At 72.1% G+C, this 25,170-nt stretch carries 21 protein-coding genes; 5 read left to right on the forward strand and 16 right to left on the reverse strand.

Features of this window, described 5'->3' with window-relative positions; genetic code table 11:
- Nucleotides 1-93 precede the first annotated feature (93 nt).
- Together ACIDOF_RS33070 and ACIDOF_RS33075 are read left to right on the forward strand one after the other, a co-directional pair.
- Nucleotides 94-882: a DeoR/GlpR family DNA-binding transcription regulator gene (locus tag ACIDOF_RS33070; RefSeq protein ID WP_409009891.1), complete on the forward strand. Its 789-nt coding sequence runs from the start codon at nucleotides 94-96 to the stop codon at nucleotides 880-882.
- 188 nt (nucleotides 883-1,070) lie between these two features.
- On the forward strand, nucleotides 1,071-2,096 hold the full coding sequence (locus ACIDOF_RS33075) for a TerC family protein (protein WP_409009892.1): 1,026 nt from the start codon (nucleotides 1,071-1,073) through the stop codon (nucleotides 2,094-2,096).
- 285 nt (nucleotides 2,097-2,381) lie between these two features.
- On the opposite strand, the gene ACIDOF_RS33080 is transcribed toward ACIDOF_RS33075, so the two are convergent.
- The 10 genes from ACIDOF_RS33080 to ACIDOF_RS33125 all read right to left on the reverse strand — a co-directional run bounded on the left by ACIDOF_RS33080 (nucleotide 2,382) and on the right by ACIDOF_RS33125 (nucleotide 13,853).
- Nucleotides 2,382-3,923 (reverse strand): ABC transporter ATP-binding protein, encoded by a 1,542-nt coding sequence (locus ACIDOF_RS33080; protein ID WP_409009893.1) that lies wholly within the window; start codon nucleotides 3,921-3,923, stop codon nucleotides 2,382-2,384.
- Nucleotides 3,920-4,705: an ABC transporter permease gene (locus ACIDOF_RS33085; RefSeq protein WP_409009962.1), complete on the reverse strand. Its 786-nt coding sequence runs from the start codon at nucleotides 4,703-4,705 to the stop codon at nucleotides 3,920-3,922. The genes ACIDOF_RS33080 and ACIDOF_RS33085 overlap by 4 nt, the downstream gene beginning before the upstream one ends.
- Nucleotides 4,706-4,824: 119 nt before the next feature.
- Nucleotides 4,825-5,778: an ABC transporter permease gene (locus ACIDOF_RS33090; protein WP_409009894.1), complete on the reverse strand. Its 954-nt coding sequence runs from the start codon at nucleotides 5,776-5,778 to the stop codon at nucleotides 4,825-4,827.
- Nucleotides 5,775-7,409 (reverse strand): ABC transporter substrate-binding protein, encoded by a 1,635-nt coding sequence (locus tag ACIDOF_RS33095; RefSeq protein ID WP_409009895.1) that lies wholly within the window; start codon nucleotides 7,407-7,409, stop codon nucleotides 5,775-5,777. The genes ACIDOF_RS33090 and ACIDOF_RS33095 overlap by 4 nt, the downstream gene beginning before the upstream one ends.
- A gap of 47 nt (nucleotides 7,410-7,456) precedes the next feature.
- Nucleotides 7,457-8,293 carry a class I SAM-dependent DNA methyltransferase gene (locus ACIDOF_RS33100; protein ID WP_409009963.1) on the reverse strand — a complete coding sequence of 279 codons (837 nt, stop codon included), beginning with the start codon at nucleotides 8,291-8,293 and terminating at the stop codon, nucleotides 7,457-7,459.
- Nucleotides 8,294-8,304: 11 nt separating this feature from the next.
- Nucleotides 8,305-9,564: an MFS transporter gene (locus ACIDOF_RS33105; protein ID WP_409009964.1), complete on the reverse strand. Its 1,260-nt coding sequence runs from the start codon at nucleotides 9,562-9,564 to the stop codon at nucleotides 8,305-8,307.
- The gene (locus ACIDOF_RS33110) at nucleotides 9,561-10,628 is read right to left on the reverse strand and encodes a mandelate racemase/muconate lactonizing enzyme family protein (RefSeq protein WP_409009896.1); all 1,068 of its coding nucleotides are present in this window, start codon (nucleotides 10,626-10,628) and stop codon (nucleotides 9,561-9,563) included. The genes ACIDOF_RS33105 and ACIDOF_RS33110 overlap by 4 nt, the downstream gene beginning before the upstream one ends.
- Nucleotides 10,625-11,752: a PLP-dependent cysteine synthase family protein gene (locus tag ACIDOF_RS33115; RefSeq protein ID WP_409009897.1), complete on the reverse strand. Its 1,128-nt coding sequence runs from the start codon at nucleotides 11,750-11,752 to the stop codon at nucleotides 10,625-10,627. Before ACIDOF_RS33115 ends, ACIDOF_RS33110 begins: the two co-directional genes overlap by 4 nt.
- The gene (locus ACIDOF_RS33120) at nucleotides 11,749-12,579 is read right to left on the reverse strand and encodes a Rossmann-like domain-containing protein (RefSeq protein WP_409009965.1); all 831 of its coding nucleotides are present in this window, start codon (nucleotides 12,577-12,579) and stop codon (nucleotides 11,749-11,751) included. Before ACIDOF_RS33120 ends, ACIDOF_RS33115 begins: the two co-directional genes overlap by 4 nt.
- Nucleotides 12,580-12,593: 14 nt before the next feature.
- Nucleotides 12,594-13,853 (reverse strand): ATP-grasp domain-containing protein, encoded by a 1,260-nt coding sequence (locus ACIDOF_RS33125; RefSeq protein ID WP_409009898.1) that lies wholly within the window; start codon nucleotides 13,851-13,853, stop codon nucleotides 12,594-12,596.
- A gap of 182 nt (nucleotides 13,854-14,035) precedes the next feature.
- Here ACIDOF_RS33125 and ACIDOF_RS33130 point away from each other — a divergent pair, with 182 nt between their 5' ends.
- From ACIDOF_RS33130 to ACIDOF_RS33140, 3 genes are all read left to right on the forward strand, one after another.
- Nucleotides 14,036-15,556 carry an alpha/beta hydrolase gene (locus ACIDOF_RS33130; RefSeq protein WP_409009899.1) on the forward strand — a complete coding sequence of 507 codons (1,521 nt, stop codon included), beginning with the start codon at nucleotides 14,036-14,038 and terminating at the stop codon, nucleotides 15,554-15,556.
- Between the two features lie 46 nt (nucleotides 15,557-15,602).
- Nucleotides 15,603-16,142, forward strand: coding sequence for a GNAT family N-acetyltransferase (locus ACIDOF_RS33135; protein WP_409009900.1), 540 nt, complete (start codon nucleotides 15,603-15,605; stop codon nucleotides 16,140-16,142).
- A gap of 493 nt (nucleotides 16,143-16,635) precedes the next feature.
- Complete coding sequence (locus ACIDOF_RS33140) at nucleotides 16,636-17,952, forward strand: NAD(P)/FAD-dependent oxidoreductase (RefSeq protein ID WP_409009901.1); 1,317 nt, start codon at nucleotides 16,636-16,638, stop codon at nucleotides 17,950-17,952.
- A 77-nt stretch (nucleotides 17,953-18,029) separates the two neighbouring features.
- Here the strand turns inward: ACIDOF_RS33140 and ACIDOF_RS33145 are convergent, their stop codons facing one another.
- The 6 genes from ACIDOF_RS33145 to ACIDOF_RS33170 form a co-directional block, all read right to left on the reverse strand.
- Complete coding sequence (locus tag ACIDOF_RS33145; protein ID WP_409009902.1) at nucleotides 18,030-18,728, reverse strand: DUF1345 domain-containing protein; 699 nt, start codon at nucleotides 18,726-18,728, stop codon at nucleotides 18,030-18,032.
- A 172-nt stretch (nucleotides 18,729-18,900) separates the two neighbouring features.
- Nucleotides 18,901-19,521, reverse strand: coding sequence for a TetR/AcrR family transcriptional regulator (locus tag ACIDOF_RS33150; protein ID WP_409009903.1), 621 nt, complete (start codon nucleotides 19,519-19,521; stop codon nucleotides 18,901-18,903).
- 55 nt (nucleotides 19,522-19,576) lie between these two features.
- Complete coding sequence (locus tag ACIDOF_RS33155; RefSeq protein ID WP_409009904.1) at nucleotides 19,577-20,914, reverse strand: NAD(P)/FAD-dependent oxidoreductase; 1,338 nt, start codon at nucleotides 20,912-20,914, stop codon at nucleotides 19,577-19,579.
- A 59-nt stretch (nucleotides 20,915-20,973) separates the two neighbouring features.
- Nucleotides 20,974-22,521 carry a long-chain-fatty-acid--CoA ligase gene (locus ACIDOF_RS33160; RefSeq protein WP_409009905.1) on the reverse strand — a complete coding sequence of 516 codons (1,548 nt, stop codon included), beginning with the start codon at nucleotides 22,519-22,521 and terminating at the stop codon, nucleotides 20,974-20,976.
- Between the two features lie 40 nt (nucleotides 22,522-22,561).
- Nucleotides 22,562-24,052, reverse strand: coding sequence for an aldehyde dehydrogenase family protein (locus tag ACIDOF_RS33165; RefSeq protein ID WP_409009906.1), 1,491 nt, complete (start codon nucleotides 24,050-24,052; stop codon nucleotides 22,562-22,564).
- A 19-nt stretch (nucleotides 24,053-24,071) separates the two neighbouring features.
- Nucleotides 24,072-25,169: a Zn-dependent alcohol dehydrogenase gene (locus ACIDOF_RS33170; protein ID WP_409009907.1), complete on the reverse strand. Its 1,098-nt coding sequence runs from the start codon at nucleotides 25,167-25,169 to the stop codon at nucleotides 24,072-24,074.
- Nucleotide 25,170: the final 1 nt, after the last annotated feature.

A 25,170-nucleotide genomic window follows, 5' to 3' on the forward strand; every position in this document is an offset into this window, starting at 1 on the left:
ACCTGCCGGGAATGGGTGCACAGGCCATGAGAAATGGCCGTGAAGTTAACATCCGCCGAGCCGTGGAGAGCGGGCTCGGTGGCGGAGGCGACAGTGGCTACGACGCAGGACGGCGACGCCCGGCCCGGACGGCAGCAGCGCATCCGCGAACGGGTCGCCGCAGAGGGCTTCGTACGCACCGCGGATCTGGCCGCCGAGCACGGCGTGAGCATCATGACCGTCCACCGGGACCTGGACGTGCTGCAGGCGCAGGGCTGGCTGCGCAAGGTCCGCGGGGGCGCCTCGTCGCTGCCCTCGCTGCTCTTCCACGGCGACATCAGCGAGCGCATGGCCGCCATGCACGCCACCAAGAACCGGCTCGCCCGTGCCGCGCTGCAGACCATCAGCCCGGGTCAGACGGTGATGATCGACGAGTCGACGACCTGCCTGGCGCTGGCCCAACGCCTGGCGGAGCGCGGACCGTTGACGGTCATCACCAACTTCCTGCCGGTGATCAAACTCCTCGCGGGCGAGCCGGGCATCACCCTGCTGGCACTCGGCGGTACGTACTACCCGGCCTACGACGCGTTCCTCGGCCCGCACACCGCGGAGTCGGTCAACTCCTTCGGCGCCGATGTGCTGTTCATGTCCACCACCGCGGTCACCGGCACCACCTGCTACCACCAGTCCCAGGAGACCGTGCAGGTCAAGCGGGCCCTGATGGAGCGTGCCGGGCGCCGCGTCCTGCTCGTCGACCACACCAAGTTCACGCGGCGGGGCGTCTACGCCCTGGCCCCGCTCACGGACTTCGACCTGATCCTCGTCGACGACGCCGTCCCGCCCGCCACCCTGCGCCGCATCCGGGATCTCGGCATCCCCGTCACCGTCGTGCGGACCGGCTGACGGCCACGACGTACGGCTGCCGTACGGCTGGGCGAGGCAGCCGGCTGCTGCAAGGCTCGGCTGCCGGACGCCGACGACGACTGCGTCCACAGCTTTCACGAAGCCCGCGTGCTTCGACAGGCGGGGTGCCGCACACTCTGATATACGGGCCGGTGCACCGCGCGCGGTCCTTGGTGAGGGTTGCTGACGTGCTTGCTGTCCCGCTCTGGCTGTGGGGGGCTTTCGCCGCGACCGTGGTCGTGTCGCTGGCGGTCGATCTGCTGTCCCACCGCACCGCGCACGTCATCCGGTTCAAGGAGGCCGCCGCCTGGAGCGGCCTGTGGGTGGGCCTCGCCCTGACCTTCGGCGCCGTGATCTTCCTCGTCCTCGGCGCGACCGCGGGCACCGAATACACGACGGCGTGGCTGCTGGAGAAGAGCCTGTCCGTCGACAACCTCTTCGTCTTCGCCGTGATCTTCGCGTACTTCAGGGTGCCCCGGGAGTACCAGCACCGGGTGCTGTTCTTCGGCGTCATCGGGGCGCTGGTGTTCCGCGGCATCTTCCTCTCCCTCGGCGTCGCCGTGGTCAGCCGCTTCACCGCCGTCCTGTTCGCCTTCGCCGCGGTCCTCCTCTACAGCACCTACAAGCTCCTCAAGGGCGAGGAGGAGAGCTTCGACCCCGGCAAGAGCTTCGCCGTACGGACGCTCCGCAAGGTCGTCCCGGTCCGGGACGAGTACGCCGGGGCGAGGTTCTTCGTCAAGGAGGCCGGGAAGCGGGTGGCGACGCCGCTGCTCGCGGTGGTGGCCGCGATCGAGGCGGCCGACCTGATCTTCGCCGTGGACAGCGTGCCCGCGGTCCTCGCCGTCAGCGACGACGCGTTCATCGTCTACACCAGCAACGCCTTCGCCATCCTCGGACTACGCGCCCTGTACTTCCTGCTCGCCGGACTCCTCGACCGCTTCCACTACCTGAGCAAGGGCCTGGCGATCATCCTCGCCTTCATCGCCGTAAAACTCGCCCTGCAGGCGTCCCACAAGATGATCAGCCCCGACATCCCGGAGATCCCCTCCCCGATCAGCCTCGCCGTCATCGTCGCCGTCCTCGCCGGAGCCGTCCTCCTCAGCCTCGCCAAACCCGCCCCACCGGAGCTTCCCCAGCTACCGGCCACGGATGAGGAACGCGCCGACAGTCCGGACGCCGACGGGGAAGGCGGCTCCAGCTCCGAGCGAGGCTGAGCCCAGGGACATCTACCCCGCCACGCGTTTCGGGCATATCGTAAAGAAATGGTCAAAGAGAAGCGTGCGGGCGACGCCTACAAGTGCCCGACCTGCCACCACCCCGTGCCACCCGTGGCCCACCGCCACAAGTCGCTCGGGGTGTACGTCCCCGAGTGGGGGCCAGGCCCCTGCGAGAACCCCGAGTGCCCGGACTACCGGCTGGACCCCAGGCACAAACACGCGACGGACCGAAGGTGACCGGCTGCACCTCGGTGAGCCGCATGCGAGGGAGGTGGGACGGGATCACGTTCTCCCGGCGCGTGCCGCGCCGGCGTTCTCCGCTCGTTGTGTGGTGAACGGGTGGCCCGGAGCCGCCAACACCTCGTGGGCCGGGCCCTGTTGGAGCAGTTCGCCGTCGTCCAGGACGACGATCCGGGTGGCCAGGGCCGCCGTGTCGAGGTCATGGGTGATCAGGACCAGGGAGAGGTCGTCGCGGTCCCGCAGCAAAGCCGCGAGCAGGTCCAGAAGTCCTCGGCGGCTGACGGCGTCCAGGCCCGAGGTGATCTCGTCGCACACCAGGACCCGTGGACGGGCGAGCAGGGCGCGGGCGAGGGCGGCGCGTTGGAGTTCGCCGCCGGAGAGGCGGTCGGGCCTGCGGCGTACGAGTTCCTCGGTGAGTCCGAGACCGGTCAGGGTGGCCAGCGCCTCGGTGCGTGCTTCCGCCTCGGTCAGGGCGCGGAGCCGTACGGCCGTGCGGGCCACCTGGTCCAGGACCGGGCGGTGTTCGTCGAAGGCGGACTTCGCGTCCTGGAAGACGTACTGCACCGCGGCGAGTTGCGCTCGCGTACGGGCGCGCACGCTGCGCGGCAGCGGGGTGCCGTCCAGGGTGAGGGCGCCGTCGTGGTCGCGGTGGAGTCCGGCCAGGCAGCGGCCGAGTGTGGTCTTGCCGCTGCCGGAGCGGCCGACGACGGCCAGGCACTCGCCCGCCCGCAGCGTGAGTTCCGGCATGCGCAGCACGACTGAGCGGCCGTGGCGGGCCTGGAGTCCGGGAGCGGGGAGATGCAGGACCGTGTCACCCCGGCCGCCGCGCTCCTCGGGCTCGAACTCGCCCTGTTGAGTGAGGAGTTCACGCGTCCAGGGGTGGCTCGGCGCGAGCCAGATGCGCTCTGCTGGGCCGGATTCCACCACCCGGCCGTCGCGCAGGACGAGGATCTCGTCGGCGAGGGCCCGTACGACGTCCAGGTCGTGGCTGAGCAGGACCACGGCGATGCCCTGCCGGGCGACGGCCCTCAGCTGGTCGGCCACGTGGTGCTTCGTCAGCGGGTCGAGGCCGGTGGTGGGCTCGTCCGCGACGACGACCCTGGCCCCGAGGAGCAACGCCTGCGCGAGCACGACGCGTTGCTGCTGGCCGCCCGACAGCTGGTGCGGATAGCGGCGCAACAGGGCTTCACCGTCGGCGAGTCGGGCGTCGGCGAGGGCCCTGAGGACGCGTTCGTTCGCGACCACGCGTCGCTCCCGCCGCGGCAGGTGTCGCACCTGGGTGCGGGCGATGTCCCTGAGCAGGGCGTCGACGCGGCGGGCCGGGTTGAGGACGGCTCCCGGGTGCTGGGGGACGTATCCGACCAGGCCGTCGGGGACACGTACTTCGCCGGTCACGCGAGCGCCGTCCGGGTACTCGCCGAGCAGGGCGAGCCCCGTGGTCGTCTTTCCGCTGCCGGACGCGCCGACCAGAGCGGTGACCGTGCCCGGCCGTACGCGCAGGCTCACCCCGTCCACGATCGTCCGGCCGTCGATGTCGACGCACAGGCCGTCGACCTCCGCGACGGTCTCCGGTTCCGCGTTCATGAGGGCCGCCCCTTCGACCGGTGCTTCATGCCTTGCTTCGTCCCGTACTTGATCCCGTACTTCTTCCTGTGCTCCAGTGCCGAGTCGACGAGCAGGTTGCCGCCCATGGTCAGCGCGACGATGAGCAGCGCGGGCACCACCACGGCCCAGGGCTGGACGAACAGGCCGGTGCGGTTGCGGTCGACCATCACCGCCCAGTCGGAGGCGTCCGGTTCGACGCCGACGCCGAGGAACGCGGCGGTGGCCACGAGGTAGAGCACGCCGGTGAAGCGGACGCCCGCGTCGGCGGCGAGGACCCGGGTGGTGGAGCGGCCGACGTAGCCGACGGCGGTGCGCCACCAGGTCTCGCCCTGCATGCGCAGCGCCTCCACGGCCGGCCGGGACGCGGCCTCCGCCGCGCCGGCGCGGACGATCCGGGCGGCGTCCGGGATGTTGACGAGCGCCACCAGGAGCGCGAGGCCCACGGCCCCGGGCGTGAACACGGCGGCGACAAGCAGCACCATGAGCAGCGAGGGCACCGCAAGGAGCACGTCGAGGGGCCGCATGAGCAGCTCCTCCAGCCAGGTGCGGTGGGTGAGCGCGCTGACGAGGCCGAGAGGCAGCGCCACCAGGTAGGCGAGGGCGGTCGCGGTGAGGGCGACGAGGACGACGGAGCGCCCGCCGAGCAGCACCTCCCGCCACACGTCCCGGCCGACGAAGTCGGTGCCCAGCCAGTGCCCGCCGCCCGCGGTGAACGACGCGGCGCGCGGCCCGGGTTCGCCCGCGAGCAGCGGTCCGAGCAGGGCGAGGAGAAGCGGTACGCCGACGAGGAGAGCGCCGAGAACGTAGCGCGAGCGCGTACCGCGGGTCCCGTCGGCGGGCTGCGTGCCGGCAGTCCGTTCGTCTCGTTCGGTGACGGTCTTCACGCGGCGACCTCCCCTCGTGGTGCGAACCGCCGGGCGACCAGGTCGGCGCCGGTGTTGAGGACGACGGTGAGGACACCGAACACGACGGCGAGGCCCTGCACGACGGGGATGTCACGTTCGGCGACTGCGTTGATCAGTACGGTGCCGAGTCCGGGGATCACGAAGAGCGCCTCCACGACGATGACCCCGCTGAGCAACCAGTCCACGGTGCGGGCGAGTTGCTGGGTGGCGGGGGTGATGGCGTTGGGCAGGGCGTGGGCGTAGCGGATGCGGGCGCCGGGGATGCCGTAGCGGCGGGCCTGCGCGGTGTACGGCGCGGCGAGGGCGTCGATCATTCCGGCGCGGACCAGACGGGCGAGGGTGCACACCGGGCGCGACAGGAGCACCACGACCGGCAGGACGAGTGCCGCAGGGTGGGCGAGGAGATCCGTGCCGTAGCCGACGGCGGTCGGCGGCAGCCAGCCGAGCCGGATCGCGAACACCGTGATGAGGAGCACTCCGCAGGCGAACTCCGGTACGGCGTACAGCCCGAGGGTGGCGGAGCTGACGAGCCGGTCCGCGAGCCTCCCCTCGTGGCGGGCGGCGAGCACACCGAGGCCCACGGCGAGCGGCACGAGCAGCAGGACGGTGAGCGCGGCGAGCAGCAGCGTCGGTCCGAAGCCGTCCGCGATGTACGTGCTCACCGGCCGGCCCGAGGCCAGGGACGTGCCGAAGTCCCCGTGCAGCAGGCCCGCCGACCAGTCCGCGAGGCGTTCCACGGCGGGCCGGTCCAGGCCCATCGACTCGCGGATGGCGGCGATCCGCGCCGGGTCCGGCTGGTCCCCGGCGAGCGCGACGGCGGCGTCGCCCGGCAGCGCCTCGGTGAGGGCGAAGACGAGCAGCACGACCGCTGCCGTCTGCACCGCGCCGAGGAGCAGCCGCCGGGCGACCCAGGACGTGAGTCCGCTCACGCGAGCCACACCTTGTCGAACCGGGCCCAGTCCAGGGAGTTGGCGGGCGCGTCCGTCTGGACGCCCCGCACGTTCTTCGCCGTGCCGAGGATCCAGTCCGCGAAGCCCCAGATGAGGAAGCCGCCCTCGGCGTACAGGCGGCGCTGCATCCGCTGGTAGACGTCCGCGCGGGCCTTCTTGTCCTTGGTGGACTGGGCCTGCTGGTAGAGCGCGTCGAAGTCCTTGTGCTGCCAGTGCGTGGCGTTGGTGCTGGAATCGGTGAGCAGGCGCTGCGAGATGTGCGTCGTGATGGGCATGGCGCCGGAGCGGTACGAGCAGAGGGTGCCGCCGTCGAGGATGTCCGTCCAGTAGCTGTCCTTGCTGCCGGTCTTGACCTTGATGGTGACGCCCGCCTTGGCGGCCTGGTCGCGGAAGATCGCGGCGGCCTCGGGGAATCCCGCGGCGACCGGTGAGGTGTCAAGCGTGACGGTCAGGTCCTCGGCGCCGGCCTTCTTCAGCAGGGACTTGGCGCGGTCCAGGTCCTGCTCGCGCTGCGGGAGCCCGTCGGCGTAGTACTCGTAGCCCTTGCCGAACAGGTCGTTGCCGATCTCGCCCGCGCCCGACAGCGCGCCGTCGACCAGCTCCTTGCGGTCGGCGATGAGGAAGAACGCCTCGCGGACCCGCTTGTCGTCGAAGGGCTTGCGGTCGGTCTTCATCGCGAACGACTGCATGGCGCTGTTGCGGAGCCGTACGATCTCGATCTGCCCCTTCCCCTCGTGCGCGCGGCCGGTGGTGGGGTTGAGCTCGTGCGCGTACTCGACCTGGCCGCCGAGGAGGGCGTTGACCCGCGCGGACTCCTCGTTGGCGATGACGATCTCCAGCTCGTCGAGGTGCGGGGCGCCGTCCCAGTAGTCCGCGTTCCGCTTGAAGACGGCGGACTTGCCGGGGGCGAAGGAGACGAAGCGGAACGGGCCGCTGCCGACCGGCTTCTGGTCGAAGTCCTGGGCACCCTCGGGGACGATGTACGCGCCGAACGCGGCGAGCACGCTGGGGAATTCGGCGGTGGGCCGCTTGAGCACGAACTCGACGGTCCGCTCGTCCAGGGCGCGGCTGGCCTTGAGGTCGATGGGCTCCAGGTCGGCCTTGGCGCGGAACGCCTTCTTCGGGTCGGCGATGCGGCGGTAGCTGTAGAGCACGTCCTTGGCGGTGACGGGTGCGCCGTTGTGGAACGTGGCCTTGCGGAGGGTGACCTTCCAGCGGTCGAGCTTGCCGTTCGGCTCCCAGCCGGAGGCGAGACGCGGCTCGGCGGACAGGTCGGCGCCGTAGTCGGCGAGCTTGTCGAAGAGGGCCTTGGCGCGGGCCACGTCGGCGAACAGGTTGCTCAGGTGCGGGTCGAGGGTCTCGCTCGCCCCGCCGCCCGCGAACGCCGCGCGCAGCCGGCCGCCCCGCTGCGGCTTGCCGCCTTTGGCGGAGGTGTTGGTGGAGCCGGAGGACCCGCATCCGGCGAGGGCGAGCGCGCCGAGTCCGACGGCGCCCGAGGTGGCGGCGAGGAAACCGCGACGGCGCAGTCCGGGGAAGCGGTCGCCGTTGCCGGGTACGCCGTTGCCGGGTGCGTCGTTACCGGGTGCGTCGTTACGGGGTACGTCGTTCATGTCGGAGTCCTTGCGTCGGGAGCGGTGGAAGTCGTGGGGGGCGGGGCTCAGTTGGGGTGCCGACCGTGCGTGCGGCGGGCGACGAGGTGCAGTCGGTCGGCCTCCGTGGCGGAGCCGGGTGCGTCGCCCTCACGCCAGGGCGGTTCGGTGCGCGGGCCCGGGCCGTCGTACAGGGCGAGCACCTCGAAGCCGTGAGCGGCAAGGACGTAGCGGAGTTCCTGTGGGAAGAGCAGCCGCCAGGCCGAGCGCTGCTCGACGGGTGCGGACCCGTCGTCGGCGGTCCACACCCGGGTACGGCGCAGGAGTTGCGCGGTGCGGTCGACGTACAGGGTGGTGGTGGAGCGGTAGGCGGTGCCCTGCCAGGTGAAGGTGTTGACGCGCGGGGCGTCGAGGAGTTCGGTGCGGCCCAGGAAGAAGGCTCCGTTGCGCATCTCCGCGACGAGCAGCCCGCCGGGCGCGAGGCAGCGCCGGACGGAGGAGAGGAATCCGTCGAGTTCGGCGTTGGTGTGGCAGTAGAGGAGGGCGCTGTCCAGGCAGACCACGGCGTCGAACTCCCGCCCGGGGAGCGTGAATTCGCGGAGGTCGGCGCTGACGTAGTCGGGTCCCGGGTGGTGGGTGCGGGCGTGCGTCAGCATCGCCTCGGAGACGTCGGCGCCGGTGACGGTGCGGCCCGCGCCGTGCAGATGGGCGGCGTCCCGGCCGGTGCCGCAGCCGAGGTCGAGGACGCGCGTTCCGGCCCCGTATCGGCTGAGGCAGTCCTCCGCCCAGCGTCCGGCGAGCCGTTCGGGGTCGGGGAAGCGGGCCTCGTACAGCTCGGGGTTGTCGGTGAGGAGGTTCTCGGCCGTCGCGGGGGCCGCCCCGTTGGTCTCGGTGGTGGTGGTCATGCGTCGCTCGCTCATGCTGTCGCCGGTACGGGTTCGGGCTGGGCGGGCAGGACGTGGCGCCGGTGCAGCCAGGCCACGCCGCCCGCGGAGGCGAGGCCGAAGGACAGGCAGCACAGCCAGGGCAGCCAGGGCAGGCCGGTGTGCGCGCCCGTGTCCATGGCCCAGCCGACGACGGTGTTGCCGACGGCGGCGGCGATGCCCGACACGACGTAGAACAGGCCGAAGTAGGTGCCGGTGAGCTCGGGGCGCCCGAAGCCGGGGATCAGCTCCATCACGAACGGCTGGGCGATCATCACGCCGAGGTAGAGCAGCAGGGCTCCGGCCAGGACGGGCAGGGCGCGCAGGGCCGCGTCCGTGAGGCCGTCGGGGGCGCCGTCGTAGAGCCCGACCGCCATCGGCGGCAGGAAGGAGAGACCCATCAGGGCGAGCCCGATGCTGATCCAACGCGCCCTGCTCCCCCGCCGTTTCAGCGCACGGGTCACGCGCAGCTGCAGCGCGAGGTTCGTGAGCGTGCCGACCAGGAAGACGATCCCCGCGGCGCCGTCCCAGCCGGTGGCGCGGCGGGCGCCGTCCGGGAGCAGCAGATACAGCTGGTTCTCCATGGTGAACAGGCCGACCATGGCCAGGGCGAACGCCACGAAGCCCCGGTTCGCGACGACTTCACGCCAGTCCGCGACGACACTGTTGCCGCTGGACTCGACCTTCCGCGCCGGGAGCACCAGCGCCTGGGCGACGGTGAGGACCGCGAAGATGCCTGCGGCGGTGAGCGCGGACGTCCGGAAGTCGACGAGGAGCAGGGCGCTGCCGAGCAGCGGCCCGATCAGGGCACCGGTGGTGGCGAAGACGTTGAACAGGGCGAACGCCTCGGCCTTGCGCTCCCCCGCCTCCAGCGCGAGATAGGCGCGTACGGCCGGGTTGAACAGGGCCCCGGCGAGCCCGCTGAGCACCGACGCGGCCAGGAGCACGGGCAGTCCGTCGCCGAGCGCGAACAGGCCGAAGCCGACCGTCCGCAGGGCGCATCCGGCGATGATGACGCCGCGCGCGCCGAGCCGGTCCGAGGCCGAGCCGCCGATGAGGAAAAGCCCCTGCTGGCTGAGGTTGCGCACGCCGAGCACGATCCCGACGACCGCCGCCGACAGCCCGAGGTCGTCGCTCAGGTGCAGGGCGAGATAGGGGACGAGGAGGTAGAAGCCGGTGTTGACGCCGAGCTGGTTGACCAGGAGCAGCCGGATGGCGAGCGGGAAGCCGCGCATTTCACGCCAGGTGTTCAGCACGCGTCCGCCTCCTCCGGCACGTCGCGCGGACGCACACCGAGCCCCGGTTCCCGGCCGGCGGTCACGGTTCCGTCGGTGCCGCCGATGCCGGTCCACGGGTCGTCGGCGAGCAGCAGATGCCCGTCGAGGTCGACCCAGCGGGCGCGGTCGACGAGGTGGACGGCGGGGGCGATGCCGAGCGTGCTCGCGGTCAGGCAGCCGAGCATCAGCGCGGTGTCCGTGTCCGCGATCAGCTCGGCGATGCGCAGGGCCGCGGTCACGCCCCCGCACTTGGCGAGCTTGACGTTGATGCCGTGGACGCGTCCGGCGAGGCGCCGGGCGTCGTCGAAGTCGACGGCGTCCTCGTCGGCGATGATCGGCAGCGGCGACCGCTCGGCGAGCCGTGCGAGCTCGTCGGGTGTGCCGGGCGGCAGCGGCTGCTCGACGGCCTCGACATCCAACTCGGCGTAGTGCGGCAGGAGTTGAAGGGCCGCGTCGAAACTCCAGGCCCCGTTGGGGTCGAGCAGCAGGCGGGCGTGCGGGGCGGCGGCTCGGACGGCCCGTACCCGCGTCAGGTCGTCGGCGGGGTCGGGGCTACCGGCCTTGATCTTCAGCACGGAGAATCCGGCCCGGGCCAACGCGGCGGCCTGGGCTTCGGCGTTCTCGGGCGAGGTGATGCCGATGGTGCGGGCGGTCGCGGCGGACGGGGCGTCCAACGGGGCGCCGGGGCCGAGGAGTTGGTGGACGGGGCGGCCCGCCCGCTTGCCCGCCAGGTCGAGCAGCGCGGACTCCACGGCCGCGGTCACGCTCGGCGGGACACCGGGGCGGCCCTCGTGCCGCACCGCGTCGAGGGCGTGCTCGGGGTCGGCGAAGCCCGCCAACCACCGTCCCTCGTCGAGCAGGTGAAGCCCGAGGGCCGAGGCGTCGAGGCCGTAGTACACGCTGCTGACGGCCTCGCCGTGACCGTGCAGCCCGTCGTGCTCGACGGTCAGCCACACCGCGTCGCGGGCGGCCATGGTGGAGCGGGATATTCGCAGGGGTTCGGTGAGTCGGAGACGTACGGTGCGGAGGCTGGCCTTCACTGATGCTCTTCCGTGGGAGTGCCGAGGGGGTGGTCGGCCGGGGCGTCGAGGGGGTCGGTGACAGTGGTGCACCGGGCCCAGCCGGTCGCCTCCACCGCGCGGGGGTGCGGGATCTCGACGGGGCGTACGGCAGGGGTGGCGCGGTCGATGCCGTGGGCGGCGGCGAAGTCGTCGTCGTACACGCTGTTCAGGTAGCGGTGCGGGCCGTCGGGGAAGACCGTGGCGACCACCGCGCCCGGGTGCACGCGGGCGGCCCAGGCGGCTACGAGGGCGGCGGCGCCGGTGCTCCAGCCACCGCTGACGAAGGCCCCGGAGGCGAGGCGGCGGCAGGCGTCGGCGGACTCGGCGGGGCCCACCCAGTGGACCTCGTCGAACGCGTCGTAGGCGACGTTGCGCGGGTGGATGCTGCTGCCCAGGCCGCGCATCAGGCGGGGCCGCGCGGGCTGACCGAAGATCGTCGAACCGGTGGCGTCCACACCGATGAGCCGCAGGTCCGGCCAGTGCCGCCGCAGCGGCCCGATGACGCCCGCACTGTGTCCGCCGGTGCCGACGCTGCACACCAGGACGTCCAAGTGGTCGAGCTGGACGGCCAGTTCGGCGGCGAGCGAGGCGTATCCGGTGGTGTTGTCGGGGTTGTTGTACTGGTCGGGCCAGTACGCGTCCGGAAGTTCCGTGAGCAGTTCGCGCAGCCGCGCCAGGCGCGCGGCCTGCCAGCCGCCCTCGGCGGCCGGGCGGTCGACGACTTCCAGGCGGGCGCCGTGCGCACGCAGCAACTGCCGCATGGACGGCTCGAGTTCGCTGTCGCCGACCAGGACGATGGGGTGGCCGAGGGCCTGCCCGGCGAAGGCCAGGCCGATGCCGAGCGTGCCCGAGGTCGACTCCACCACCGGCGCGCCGGGCCGCAGTTCGCCGCGCTCGCGGGCGCCGAGCAGCATGGACACGGCGGCCCTCGCCTTCATGCCGCCGGCGCCGAGCCCTTCGAGCTTGGCCCAGAAGCCGGGCTGCGGGCAGGGCAGGTCGACGGTGACGCGGGCGAGCGGGGTGCCGCCGAGCAGGCCGAGCAGATCACGGTTGGCGCGCGGGCAGTTCGCGGTGGCGGTCGTCGCGGTGGTGGTCAGGGTCACCGGGCCGCTCCGTAGCGGTGAATGGTCCCCGCGCCGCCGTCCAGCCAGAAGAAGGGGTACGGCTCGGCGCAGACCGCGGTGACTCCGGCGCCGATCAGCGGGGGCAGCACCGCGCTGCCGGTCTGCGCGAACATCACGAGCGGCTTGTCGTGGCGCCGTGCGTGTTCCCGCAGCGGCTCGAAGCTGCCGTTGCCGAGGGTCATGCCGGAGGCGAGCACGGCGTCGCAGCCGCCCAACTCGGCCAGGGCGTCCGTGCGTACGGGCTCGCCCCACTCGGTCGTGCCGCCCTTGAGGTCGCAGGGCACGTACCGCAGGCCGCGCGCCCGCAGCGCCTCAAGCAGCGAGTTGACCACGCCCACGACGAGCACCGTGGCCCCGGGCTCCGCGTCGATCAGCTCCACGACGGCCCGGGCCCGTGCCCGCGACTTCTCGAGCGACGTACCGGCGGGCAGCGGGCAGGGCTGCGCCCCGTTCTCCGGACGGTGCGGGCGCACCCGCATCAGATACGCGTCCAGAGCCGCCACCCGCACCGAAAGCCGCTCATGGCCGAGGAGCCCGGCGACGTCCGCGCCGACGCACTCCTCGACGGCGCCGTCCGGCAGCTCGCCGGGCTCGACCGCGCAGGAGCCGACGGCCTCGCCGAGACGCAGGCTGAGGACCTCGTTGCGATAGCCGCCGCTGCGCCCCTCGTGCCGTACCGCCTGCCGGGTGGTGAACGCCACCGAGATCCGCTCACCGCGCGGGTCGGGGCCGAACTCCCCGGCCAGGACCGCCCGGACGAGGTCGTCGTACGACGAGGCGGTGGTGCGTACGGCAGGTGCGGCCAGGTCCGTGAGGGCGGTCACCGGGCGGCCTCCACGCGGGGACAGAGGGCGGCGAGCAGGGCCTCGACGCGGTCGCGGGCGCCGGGCCCGTCCGCGTCGCCGGCCATGACGTGGCCGAGGTATTCGTTGTTGCTGCCCGCGGCCTTCACGGCCTTGCCGGGCTCGGCGAGCTGAAGCTCCAACAGGCCGTCGGCAGCACGCACTTGGTCGGCGCCGTCGACGGCTGTCAGCGTTCCGCCGGTGTCCGGTACGAGGAAGCCGATGGCGGCGCTGGCCAGTCCTGTGGCCCGGCGGCTCAGGTCGGGCTGCCGTCCCAGGGCGACGTCCACCGCGGCGGCGGCGAGGTCGATGCCGGTGACGTGCCGGACGAGCTCGGTGATGCGGTTGCCGGCGGGCCGGGGGTTGACCTCGACGACGCGCGGCCCGTCGGCGGTCAGCTTGATCTCGGTGTGGGTCACGACCTCGTCCAGGCCGAGCGCCTTGACCGCCCGCACCGCGGTGTCCACGGCGGCCTCGGTGTCCGCCGCCGGGAGCGCTGCGGGGAACATGTGGCCGGTCTCGATGAAGGCGGGTGCCCCGCCCACGCTCTTGTCGGTGACGCCGACGACCTGCGCGCTCCCGGCGTACGACACGGTCTCGACGCTGACCTCCGGCCCGTCGAGGAGCTCTTCGAGCAGGACGACGGGGTCGCGGCGCTGCCCGCGGGCGTTGACGGGGAAGTCGGCGAGCGCCCGGAAGGCGGCGGTGAGTTCGGACTCGTCGTCGACGCGGCGCACGAACATGCCGGCGCACAGGTCCACGGGCTTGAGCACCAGCGGGTAGCCGATGTCGCGGGCCGCCTGGGCGGCGGCGGCCAGGCTGTCGCAGACGGCGAAGCGCGGTCCGGGCACCCCGGCCTCGGCGAGCACCCGCCGGGTGGCGTCCTTGCGGCAGGCGGTCTCGACGGCCTCGGCCGTGGGTCCGGGCAGCCCGAGGAGGTCGGCGATGCGCGCGGCCGTCGGCAGGTAGTAGTCGCAGGACGTGATGACCCCGTCGAAGCGCAGCGCCTCGTGGGCCCGCTCGACGAAAGGCAGCAGCGTCTCGATGTCGTTGGTCTCGGCGGTGAGCACGTGGCGCGCCCCGAGCAGCGGGTGCGCGGCGCCCTCGGGTGCGGAGCGGAGGTAGTGGTGCAGGTCACGGGTGAGGAAGGTGAACTCGTGCCCGGCCTCCCGGATGGCCCGTGGCAGCAGTCTGCTCATGGACCCGACCCAGCTCTCGACCATCAGCAGATGTGCCACAACTTCCCCTTTTTTCAGCGTGTTTGAGCGGTCCGGTCCGGCCGGCGGTGGCGCTTGGCATGCGCGTCGGCTTGACCGAGAGGGACCTTATCGACAATCGTTTTCATTGTCATCTGGCGGTCCGCCAGAAACGCCGACTCCTGGAAACCTCCGGGAACACCGCCTCTGGAAACGCGAGACCCGTGCCTCCTGCCGTACGCCCCAGCCGCTCCCGCCGTGTGCTGTGCGCCCTCACCGCCGCCCTTGCCTCCCCTGCCGCCCTCGCCTCGCCGACGACGGCCGCACCCGCCCGGGCCGAGCCCCACGCCGCGGCCTCGCTCCGCTTCGGTGCCTGCCCGGAGTCGGTGCCCACGCCGCCCGCGCCCGACCGCGTCGAATGCGGCACGCTCCAGGTGCCGCTCGACCGGGACCAGCCGGGCGGCGAACGGATAGGCATCGCGGTCTCACGGGTGCCGGCCTCCGGTACGCCCGAGGAGCGGCGCGGCATCCTCCTCGTCAACCCCGGCGGGCCGGGCGGCTCCGGACTCCCGTACGCCGTCACCAAGCGGGCCAAGCTGCCCGCGAGCGTGCGTCGCGCGTACGACGTGATCGGCTTCGACCCGCGCGGCACCGGTCGCAGCGCGCCCGCGGACTGCGGCCCGATGGGCGGGCTCTTCGACAGCCCGGGGGCCGACCCCGTGCCCGTCGGCGAGGCCGCGGAGCAGGCGTATCTCGACTCCCTGGACCGTATGGCGGACGACTGCGCCGCCGGCGTCGGTGCCGCCCTTCCGCACCTGTCGACCGCCGCGACCGTCCGCGACATGGACGCCGTCCGCGCTGCGCTCGGCGAGCCGCGGACGAGCTTCCTCGGCGTCTCGTACGGCAGTTACCTGGGGGCCGCGTACGCCGCCCGCTTCCCGCACCGTGTCGGCCGCATGGTGCTCGACAGCGTGGTGGGCCCGTGGGACTGGCACGACTTCGACGTCCGGCAGAGCCGTGAACTCCGGCGCCAGCGCGACGTGTTCTTCGCCTGGGCCGCCCGGCACGAGAGCCGCTTCGGCCTCGGGGACGACGCGACCGAGGTACGGACCGCCTACGAGCGGACCCGTCGCGGGCTCGCCGCCCGGCCGCAGGACGGCTTCGGGCCCGCCGAGTTCGACCGCGCCGTGTACCGGGCCCTGGGCCGCACCGAGCGCTGGGCGCCGCTCGCCGACGGCATCCGCGCGTATCTGCGGGACGGCGACGCCGCCGGGCTGCGCCCCGCGGAACCCTTCGGCAATCCCGCCTCACGCGTGTTCGAGGCCGCCAACCGCTCCGTGAAGTGCGCGGACGGCCCCGGCCCCACGCCCTCCCGCGTCCTCGCCGACCTGCGCCGCATCCGCCGCGCGGACCCGCAGCCGATCCTCACCGGCCTGGAGGCCGCCGCCTGCGCCTACTGGCACCACGAGCCCCGCCGGCGCACCCCGCTCGGCAGCCCCGCAGCGCCGCCCGTCCTCCTGATCGCCTCCGAGCACGACCCCGTCACGCCGATCGAAGGTGCACGCCGACTCCAGGACCGGCTGCCGGGCTCCCGCCTGATCACCCTCCACGACGACTACTCGCACGGCGTGTTCGCCAGCCGCGGCAACGCGTGCGTGGACCGGGCGACGGCCGCGTACCTGGTCGACGGGACGGTACCGCCGACGGACCTGCACTGCACCGGCCCGGGGCTGCCAACTCCCTGACGCCGCACGCCACTCACCGTTCAAGCACACGAACCAGGAGCCACCCATGGACCACACCCCGTACACGATCCGCCCCGCAACCCCGGCCGACGTCCCCGGCGCGCGCCGCCTGATGCTGGACACCTTCTACCGGGACTTCGGATACGGCTACGTCCCCGCCTGGCACGCCGACGTCATCGCCCTCGAGGACACCTACCTCGACGACCCCCGCCACCTACTCCTCGTCGCCCTGCACGACGGCGACGTGGTGGCCACGACGGGCGTACGGTCGACGGGACCCGCCCATCCCCCGCACCCCCGCTGGCTCGCCGAGCGCTACCCCTCGGGCAGCACCGCCCAGCTCGTCCGCGTCTACGTCCGGCCGGAGCACCGGCGCGCCGGCCTCGCCCGGACACTGGTGCGCCGGGCCTGCGACTTCGCCGCGACCACACCCGGCTACGACAGCATCTACCTCCACACCAACACCAACGCCCCCGGCGCGGAAGGCTTCTGGCGCAGCCAGGCCAAGGAGATCTTCGACGCCCGCACCACCGGAGAACACGGCCCCGGGGTGGGGACGGTGCACTTCGAGATCCCGATGCCGTAGGCGATGCGTCGAGCCCATCGACAGCCAGGCCCCGCCCCTCAGGGGCAGGGCCTTGTCCACTGCAGATGGATCAGCACTCCTGGGGCCCTTGCCCGGCTTTGGTTCAACGGGCTGGATGCTGTGGGTCGTTGGGGCGGCTGACGCGCCGAGTGCACGTCCCTGAGTAGGACGCAGGACTCTGTGAAGGTGACGGGCTCCAAGGCCGGTTGGTGGGCGCCGGGCGGAGCGAGTTGCAGGGCGCATCGGGGCCGACGAGGAGGCCCTTCATGCGCCACGCCCCCGTGAACACGAAGCGGTCGAAGATGCGTCGGGCGCGCTGCCGGCTGACGATGAGTAGGCGGTAGCGGGCTGCTGCCGACAAGTGATCAACGCCGTCTGTCAGCCGACGCGACCTGAGAGACAGCCATACATGTAAACTCGAACACGATTCGAGATCTACAACCTGACGGCTCGTCCTCCGCTGCACACGGGGGAACGGGAGGCGAGGAACTCCATGGCGAAACATGCGCCCACCGGGGGCGTGACCTACTCGGCGTTCACGGGGTGGACCGATCGGCCCGCCGATTTCGCGCCGGCGTTGGAAGGCGAGATCCGGTGCGATGTCGCAGTCGTCGGCGGTGGTCTCGCCGGCATGGCGACGGCCCTCCGGCTCGCGGAGCGCGGGGCTGACGTGGTGCTGCTCGAGGCCGGGTACTGCGGCTGGGGTGCGAGTTCACGCAACGCGGGCTACTTGTCCAACGCCCTGGCCGGGGACCCGCAACTCCTGCGCCTGCTGTACCGGCGCCGACTCCGCGACCTCGTGCGGTACGGCGAGAATGCGGCGGAGTTCACCGCAGGGCTGATCGACCGCCTCGCCCTCGACTGCGAGTACGACGCCACGGGCAACGTCATCGCGGGGGTGTCCACCGGCCAAGTCCGGCGCTTGAAGAAGAACATGCGGATCCTCCGCGACGCGGGGGCAGACGTGGAGTTCGTCGACGGCCGTGACTTCGGCCTCCCGGCAACGTTCCTGGGCGGCATCTTCGAGCGGGCCGGGGGTCTGCTGAACCCCGGAAAGCTCGCACTCGGACTCCGGGCCGCGCTCCTGGCGTCGAGCACGAAGGTGTTCGAACGGACGGCCGCGCAAGCCGTCGAACCCGATGGCGCAGACGTCGTGGTCGGCGTGCCCGGCGGGCGCGTCCGTGCCGAGCGGGTCGTGCTCGCGACCAACGCCGACTCCCGCGACCTCGAGATCGCCCCGAGCGGTATCACGCCTGTCTGGACCAGCCTGGTGGAGACCGAACCGGTCGATCCCGACCGGCTGGCGGCGATCGGCTGGACGAGCCGTACCGGCATCATCACCCCGCACACGATTCTCGAGAACTACCGGCGCACCGCCCGCGGCACGATCATGTTCGGCACCCGCCGACTCCAGGCGGCACCCCCGGTGTTGGGCGCCCGCGAACCGGATCGCGCAGTGGTGGCGGATCTCGTCCGAGGTTTCCACGAGCGATTCCCGTCCCTCGGCTACGTCGCTCCCCAGCGGGCCTGGGGCGGCTGGGTCGCCATGACGTCGTTCCTCCCGGTCGCCGGGGAGGCCGCGAAGAACGTCTTCTACGCCGTCAGCTGCAACGGCCACGGCTTGTCGCAATCGCCCTACATCGGCACCCTGCTGGCCGACCGGCTGGTCGGCGACGAGATCCACGACGACCTGCGGGTCATCTGGCGTCCGCGGCCTCCCTACATGCCCTCCTTCGCTCTCGGCGCGGCGGCACTGAAGGCGGGGTGGGCTCTCGACCGCATGTCGGACCGCCTGAGCCGCCGCCGCTGAGGGGCCACGCTCGACTCCGGCTCCGACTCCGACTCCGACACTGAGGGCGACGGCGACGGCGACGCGCCCCTCGCCACTCACATGCCCTGCAGCGCAGAGACCAGACTCGCCACGGTGATCGTGTTGAAGACGAACGCGATGCACGAGTTGACCGTCACGGTCCGGCGCATCTCCCGGGACGTGACGTCGACATCGGTCGTGCCGAACGTCGTCATGACGGAGAAGGCGAAATAGACGTAGTCGATCCACAACGCGGTTTCCTGGCCCGGGAATTCGAGCGCGCCCTCGTTCTCCACGAGGTTGTCCGCCTGGAACGCGACCGCGAAGGAGACGGCCACGCAGACCCAGGCGATGGCGACCAGGACCAGTGCCACCGCCGCGCGGGGCGCCGGATCGAGTACGGAGCCGATGTGGCCGGGGAGCCACACCATCGCCACGACCAGCGCGGCCGCCGCGATGAAGATCGACACCCCCGGCCCGGGCGCCGTCCCGAACACGTACCGCTGAAGCGTCGTGCCCCGCGTCTCGCGCTGCGCCCAGGTGCGTACGCGTTCCGGGGACGCGGTCGAGAAGGCGACCGTGGTGAGCATGAGGTACGGGAAGAGGTACGCGAGCAGGATCAGCACGCACCCGTCCGCCGTCGAGAGCTTGGCCCAACTGCCGTCGAGCCCAAGGAGGAACGCCGTCGTGGCTGCCGCGATGGCGGTGCTCACCGCGGACCGGCGGCGCTCGGAGAGCCACCGGTTCCGTCGGCGTTGGGTGTCTGGCTGATGCACGGGCGAACTCCTCGGGACGATGCGCTGCCAACCCGGTTGAGCCCGAAGTTATGCCAGCGCGCCCGTCGGCAGGCGGCGTCGGGGAACGTGTCGTCCCCTGCCTGCGCCGGTCCCGCTCACCGCTGCCTGCGTCGTAAGGAGGGCGGCGGACGCCCTCACCCCCCGAACTCCGTCAGGCGTACGACTCCAGGTACGCGGTGACGAGGCGGCGCGCTTCGTCGATCGTCGCGTCGTCGCCCTCGGGGGCGCGGCGGAAGGCCACGTCGAAGAGGCGGTTGCCGACCTCGAAGGAGAGCTGGACGGCGAGCAGCGGCGTGTCGGCGGAGGCGAGGCCGCGGTCCATGAGGTGGCCCCAGAGGCGCTCGGCCTGCACCTCGTCGAAGGCCTGCACCAGCTCGACGAGGGTCTGGTGCCGCCCCTTGAACCACAGCTCGGCACAGCTCGGGTTGGCGCGGAAGTAGTCGCGGAGGAGGTCGACCAGCACGTCGACCGCCTCGCGCAGCGTCTGCGCCTTCGGCTTGTCCAGGGCGGCGGCGATCAGGGCGTCCAGTTCGCTCATGTGCCGCCGCAGCAGCTCGGCCTCGACCTGGTGGCGGTCGGGGAAGTAGTGGTACATCGACGCCGTCGGGATGCCCGCGCGCTCGCCGACGGCCTTGAGCGTGGCGGCCTCGTAGCCCTGCTCGGCGAGCAGCGTCTCGGCCGCGTCGAGGATCGCGCGCCGCCGCTCCTGGCCACGGCGCTGGACGCCGGTCGTACGCTTCTGTTGCCGGTTTGCCGGGCTGCTCTCGAACACGATTCGGGATCGTAGCAGTCCCTGCTCCAACGCCCCTGTTCCTACACCCCTGCCTCTACGCCGTCCCGCGGCGGGCGTTCCCGCCGCTGCCGTTGATCAGGTCGTTGAAACGGTCGACGGCCCAGACGGTGCGCAGGCCCAGCGGTCCCATCATCAACGGGGGCGGGAATTTCGGCTTCTGCGCCCAGATGCTCCTCAAGTCCTCGTGCTGTTCCCCGTCCACGATCAGGTCGGCGATGAGGGAACCGACGTACGGCGCCTGGGCCAGGCCGTGGCCGACGCAGGCGGCCGAGTAGAAGACGTTGTCCCCGACCTTGCCGGCGACGGGAAGCCACGACGAGGTGATCGCGACCCAGCCGCCCCAGGCCCGCGCGGCGGCGACGTCGGCGAGTGCCGGGAAGCGCCGTTCGAAGGCCCGTGCCAGGTCGGCGACGACGGCCTCGTCCGGCTGCCTCGGGGGAAGCGGGTGGGCCCTCGCCCGCTGGAGCCGGCGGACGCCGAACACGATGGTGTCGCGTGAGGTCAGCCGGTAGTTCTCCATGACGTTGTGCTGTGTCACCACACCCGACCGGCTGGTCCATCCCAGTGCGGCCAGGCGGGCGGGGTCGATGGGCTCGGTCTCCACCTCGGTGACCCAGATGGGCGCGGAGAGCCGCTTCGGCGCGATGGCCAGTTCGCCGCCGTACGCGTTCGTCGCGAGCACGACCTGCTGCGCGCGCACCTCTCCGCCGGGTGTACGGACGACGACCTGATCGCCGTTCTGCCGTACGTCGGTGACGCGGGTCTGCTCGAAGACCCGGGCGCCCGACGCGAGGACGGCGCGGCGGATGCCCAGGCTGAACTTGCCGGGGTTCATCAACCCGCCGACGGACTCGCGCAGGCCGCCGAGGAATCCGCGAGGGATGCCGAGCTCCTCGCTCGTGCCCAGCTCGACCTTCGCACCGGCCTTCTCAAGCAGCCTCGCCACGCGACGTACGCGGCCCATCTGCCCGCGGGACACGGCGGTCAGGACGTTGCCCGTCGCCTCGTAGTCGCAGTCGATGTCCAGTCGTTCGATCAGCCCTTCCACGTGGTGGGCGGCGTTCTCGGCGACCCGTACGACGCGCGGGAAACGCTTCGGGTAGAGCAGGCCGAGCAGCTGCATGTCGCCGCCCGGGGCTCCGGCCACCTGTCCGGCGTTGCGCGAGGCGGAGCCGTGGCCGCAGAACTCGGCGTCGAGCAGCACCACGTCCCGGCCACGCTCGGCAAGGCGCAGCGCGGTCGACATGCCCGCCAACCCGCCGCCCACGACGGCGACTTCACAGGTGACGTCTGCGCCCAGGGCGGGCCGGACATCGCCGGGCGGGTCGATCCACCCGCTGAAGGGGGTGTAGGCGACGTTGTCGGTCTTCATCTCGCGGTTCCTCGTTTCGCGTCGTACGTGGGAGGGCTGCCGTTCAACTCCGCCGTGTGTCAGGAAAGTTGGCGCTTGAGGATCTTTCCGCTGCCGGTCATGGGCAGGCTCGACACCAGGTCGACGATGCGGGGGTACTTGTAGGAGGCCATCTGCTCCTTTCCCCAGGCGACGAGCTCCTCGGCGGTGACGGCGGCGCCCTGACGGGGGATCACGAAGGCCTTGATCTCCTCGCCGTGGCTGTCGTGCGGCACCCCGATGACCGCCGCGAGGCTCACCGCGGGGTGGGTGTGCAGCACCTCTTCGATCTCGCGGGGGTAGACGTTGAACCCGCCGCGGATGATGAGGTCCTTCGCGCGGTCGACGATGTAGTAGAAGCCGTCGTCGTCGCGTCGTGCGAGGTCTCCGGTGCGGAACCAGCCGTCGCGGATCGCCTCGGCGGTCTCCTCGGGGCGGTTGTGGTAGCCCTTCATGACGTTGTGGCCCTTGACGGCGATCTCGCCGACCTCCCCGGCCGCGGTGACCTCGGTCCAGTCGGGCCGGATCAGCTTCAGCTCCACACCCCAGATCGGTACGCCGATCGAGCCCGGGCGCGGTGCGAGCCGGGGATCGCTGAACGTGGCGACGGGCGACGTCTCGGACAGCCCGTACCCTTCGAGCACGGTGATGCCGAGGCGCTCCTCGACCTGGCTGATGATCTCGACCGGCAGGGCGGCACCACCGGAGATCCCGATCCTCAGGTTCGCGGCGATCCGGTCGACGTCGATGTCCTCGGTGAGGGCGTCGAGCAGGCCCCACCACATGGTCGGCACACCGGCGAAGAACGTGATGTGCTCGCGGTTCATCAGGTCGACCACGTCACGGGCGGCGAAGCGCGGTACGAGGTGCAGGGTCGCGGCCGTCGAGAAGCCCGCGTGCATCTGCACGGTCGCGCCGAAGGTGTGGAACAGCGGCAGACACACCAGCTGGCTGTCGGCGGCCGGTTCGCTGCGGAACAGGCGGTTGCAGGCCAGCACGTTCATCATCGTGTTGGCGTGGGAGAGTTCGGCGCCCTTGGGCCGGCCGGTCGTACCCGACGTGTAGAGGATGATCGCGGTGTCGGTGGGCTCCCTGACCACCGACTCGAACTCGGTGCTCATACCGGCGAGCGCCTGCCCCAGCGTCTCCGTACCGGCGATCGGGGCGGTGCCCTCCGGGTCGGCGGTGATCACGAAGAAGTGCTCCACCGCCCCGGCCGCACGGAATCCGGCGTGCCCCTCCGCGGCCATGGGCAGCTCCGGCGTCCCCTCGAAGCAGAAGTACGCCGACACGTCCGCGTCGTCCAAGTGGTACGCGATCTCACGGGACTTGAGCAGGACGTTGAGCGGCACCACGACCGCCCCGGCCTTCAGGGCGCCGTAGTAGACGATCGGGAAGGCGGGGAGGTTGGGGCAGCTCAGCGCGACCTTGTCGCCGGGCCGGATGCCGCGGGACACCAGCAGGTTGGCGACCTGGTTGGCCGCCGCGTCCACCTGGCGGTAGGTCAGCCGGTGCGGGCCGAGGACGAGGGCGTCCCGGTCCGGGTGGCTGCGGGCGGAGTCCTCCAGGAGGATCGAGAGGTTCAGCATGGTGGTGCTCCCACGGTGGTTCCATGACGTCGGACGGGTTTCACAGCGGCAGGTCCGGCGAGTCGACGCCGACCACTCGGTCGCCGCAGAACACCCGCACCGACTCGGCCGGGCCGTGACCGCCGATGCCGGCCGGGCCCCAGAAGCTCTGCGCGGAGTCGTCGCCGAGGTCCGCGACCTTCGCGCCGTTGACGCGCACCTCCCCGGACAGCACCCGCGAGCCGACCTCGATCGCCCGCTCGACATCGCGCCCGAAGACGTACGCGTCGAGCCCGGACGGGTGGGCGTTGGCGAGGCGCAGCGCCTCCTCGTCGGAGTCGACGGCGTGCACGGACACGACGGGCCCGAAGAGTTCCGCGGTGGCCTTCGCCGGGTCGGCCCCGGTGGCGACGGTCGGCGGGAGGAAGAACCCGTCGAGGTCCGGCAGTCGGGCCGGCTGGTGGACGGTGGCTCCCAGGGCGCGCAGCTCCGCGATCCGGCTCTGCAGCGTCGCGAAGTGCGGGGCGTTCGAGATCGGGCCCAACTCGGTGCTCTCGTCCAGCGAATGGCCCACCACGGTCTGGGCGATGCGCTCGCTCAGCGCCTCGACCAGCGGCCCCACCAGGCTCCGGTGGGCGAGCACCTTCCCGGGCCCCTCGCACCACTGGCCGTTCAGTTTGGTCATGCCCTCGAAGATCCCGTCGGCGGCCACCTCCACCTCGGCGTCGTCCAGGACCAGCGCGGGGTTGTTGCCGCCGAGCTCCAGCTGCAGGACCTTGAAGTCCTCCGCGGCGGCACGGGCGATGGCGCGGCCGGCGACCGGACCGCCGGTGAACGACACGATCTTGACGCGCGGGTCACCGGTCAGGGCGGCGCCCACCTCGCCGCGGCCGTGCACCAACTGCAGTGCTCCGGCGGGCAGTCCGGCCTCGACGAAGCACTCGACGACGATCTGCGCACTGCCCGGCGCGTGCTCCGACGGCTTGAGGATCACCGGGCAGCCCGCCGCGACCGCGCTCACGACCTTCGCCGCCGGGATGAAGCTCGGCCCGTTCCACGGGGTGAGGATCGCGGCAGGGCCCCACGGAACCTTGTAGAGCCGTACGTCTCGGCCGCCCGCGGCGAGCGCCCGTACGCGGGGGATGTTCCGCAGGTCGGCCGCCGTCGCCCGGATCCTGGCGGGCAGGAAGGCCGCCACCTTCCGCGTGACGCCGATCGGCACGCCGCTGGTCAGGGAGTCCGTACGGGCGATGTCCTCGGCTCGGGTCTCGATGCGGGCGGCGACGCGCTCCAGCATGTCCGCGCGCTCCTGCCGCGCCTCGTCGTCCCACCGGCCGACGCCGTACGCGCGCTCGGCGTGCCGCAGTGCCCGTTCGACGTCTCGGGGGCCGGTGGTGACCGCGCGGTGCACGGGTTGGCGGGTGTTGGGGTCGACGTTCCATTCGCCCTCGACCGTTGCACAGTCGCTCCAGGCGTCCGCGATGTAGTTCACCGGCTGGGGAATCGCCGTCTCGCCGCTCGACATGAGTGTCACCTCTGCATCCGTGTTCATCGGGCCTGAAGGTCGTCCGTCAGACCTGAAGGTCGACGACGACGCGGGTCACGTCTCCGCCGCGCATCGCCTTGAAGCCCTCGTTGATCTCGCCGAACGGGATGACCTGCGTGACCATCTCGTCGAGCAGCAGCCGCCCCTGCCGGTACAGGCGGGCGAGCTGGGTGATGTCCTGGCGCACCTGGCCGGAGCCCATGTACGAGCCGATGAGGCGCTTCTCGCCGAAGAAGAAGTCCGAGGCGGGCAGGGAGAGTCGGGTGCCTTCCGGGGCGATGCCCACCAGGCAGGCGGTGCCGGTCGCGCGGAGCACCGACAGGGCGGTGGCCGCGGTACGGGCCGAGCCGACGGCCTCGAAGGAGTAGTCGACCCCGTCGCCCAGCAGGTTCCGCACCTCGGCGGCGACGTCTTCGACCCCACCGTTGACGACGTGGGTCGCCCCGTAGCCGCGCGCGGCCTTCAGGCGTGCCTCGTCGAGGTCGATCGCGACGACGGCCGAGGCTCCCGCGAGCCTGGCGCCCTGGATGACGGCCGACCCGACGCCACCGCAGCCGATCACCGCGACCGTGGCCCCGGGGCGCACCTGGGCGCCGCGGAAGACGGCGCCCACGCCGGTGATGACGCAGCACGCAAGGAGGCACCCGACGTGCGACGGCACCGAGTCGTCCAGCTTCACCAGCGCGTTCTCCCGCATGAGGGTGTGCCGGGAGAACGCGCCGACGTCGCCGAGCCGCTCGACCGGCGTGCCGTCCGTCAACCGGAAGGCGGGGCGCGGACGTTCACGTACCTCCATGACGCGCAGGCACTGTGTCGACCGGCCCGCCTCGCAGTTGACGCACCGCCCGCAGGACGGCGTGAGTGCCCCGACCACACGGTCGCCCGGGCGCAGCGCGGTCACGGCGGAGCCGACCGCCTCGACCACTCCGGCCACCTCGTGGCCCACCACCACCGGCAGGGGCGTCGGGACCGTTCCGGTCATGTAGTGCAGGTCGCTGTGGCACAGGCCCACGTGGGAGACCGCGACGCGCACCTCGCCTGGCCCTGGATCGTCCACCTGGATGGCCGTCAGCTCCAGCGGTTCGTTCACCGCGGTGAGCACCGCGGCCTCTGTGTCGATCACG

This window comes from Streptomyces sp. Da 82-17 (assembly GCF_046098215.1).
Classification (GTDB): Bacteria; Actinomycetota; Actinomycetes; order Streptomycetales; family Streptomycetaceae; genus Streptomyces.

What these genes read in the sequence shown, in the direction of transcription:
- ACIDOF_RS33080 (WP_409009893.1), bottom strand. Translation starts at nt 3,923, where the DNA reads ATGAACGCGGAACCGGAGACCGTCGCGGAGGTCGACGGCCTGTGCGTC.
- ACIDOF_RS33095 (WP_409009895.1), bottom strand. Translation starts at nt 7,409, where the DNA reads ATGAACGACGTACCCCGTAACGACGCACCCGGTAACGACGCACCCGGC.
- ACIDOF_RS33100 (WP_409009963.1), bottom strand. Translation starts at nt 8,293, where the DNA reads ATGACCACCACCACCGAGACCAACGGGGCGGCCCCCGCGACGGCCGAG.
- ACIDOF_RS33135 (WP_409009900.1), top strand. Translation starts at nt 15,603, where the DNA reads ATGGACCACACCCCGTACACGATCCGCCCCGCAACCCCGGCCGACGTC.
- ACIDOF_RS33140 (WP_409009901.1), top strand. Translation starts at nt 16,636, where the DNA reads ATGGCGAAACATGCGCCCACCGGGGGCGTGACCTACTCGGCGTTCACG.
- ACIDOF_RS33155 (WP_409009904.1), bottom strand. Translation starts at nt 20,914, where the DNA reads ATGAAGACCGACAACGTCGCCTACACCCCCTTCAGCGGGTGGATCGAC.
- ACIDOF_RS33160 (WP_409009905.1), bottom strand. Translation starts at nt 22,521, where the DNA reads ATGCTGAACCTCTCGATCCTCCTGGAGGACTCCGCCCGCAGCCACCCG.
- ACIDOF_RS33165 (WP_409009906.1), bottom strand. Translation starts at nt 24,052, where the DNA reads ATGAACACGGATGCAGAGGTGACACTCATGTCGAGCGGCGAGACGGCG.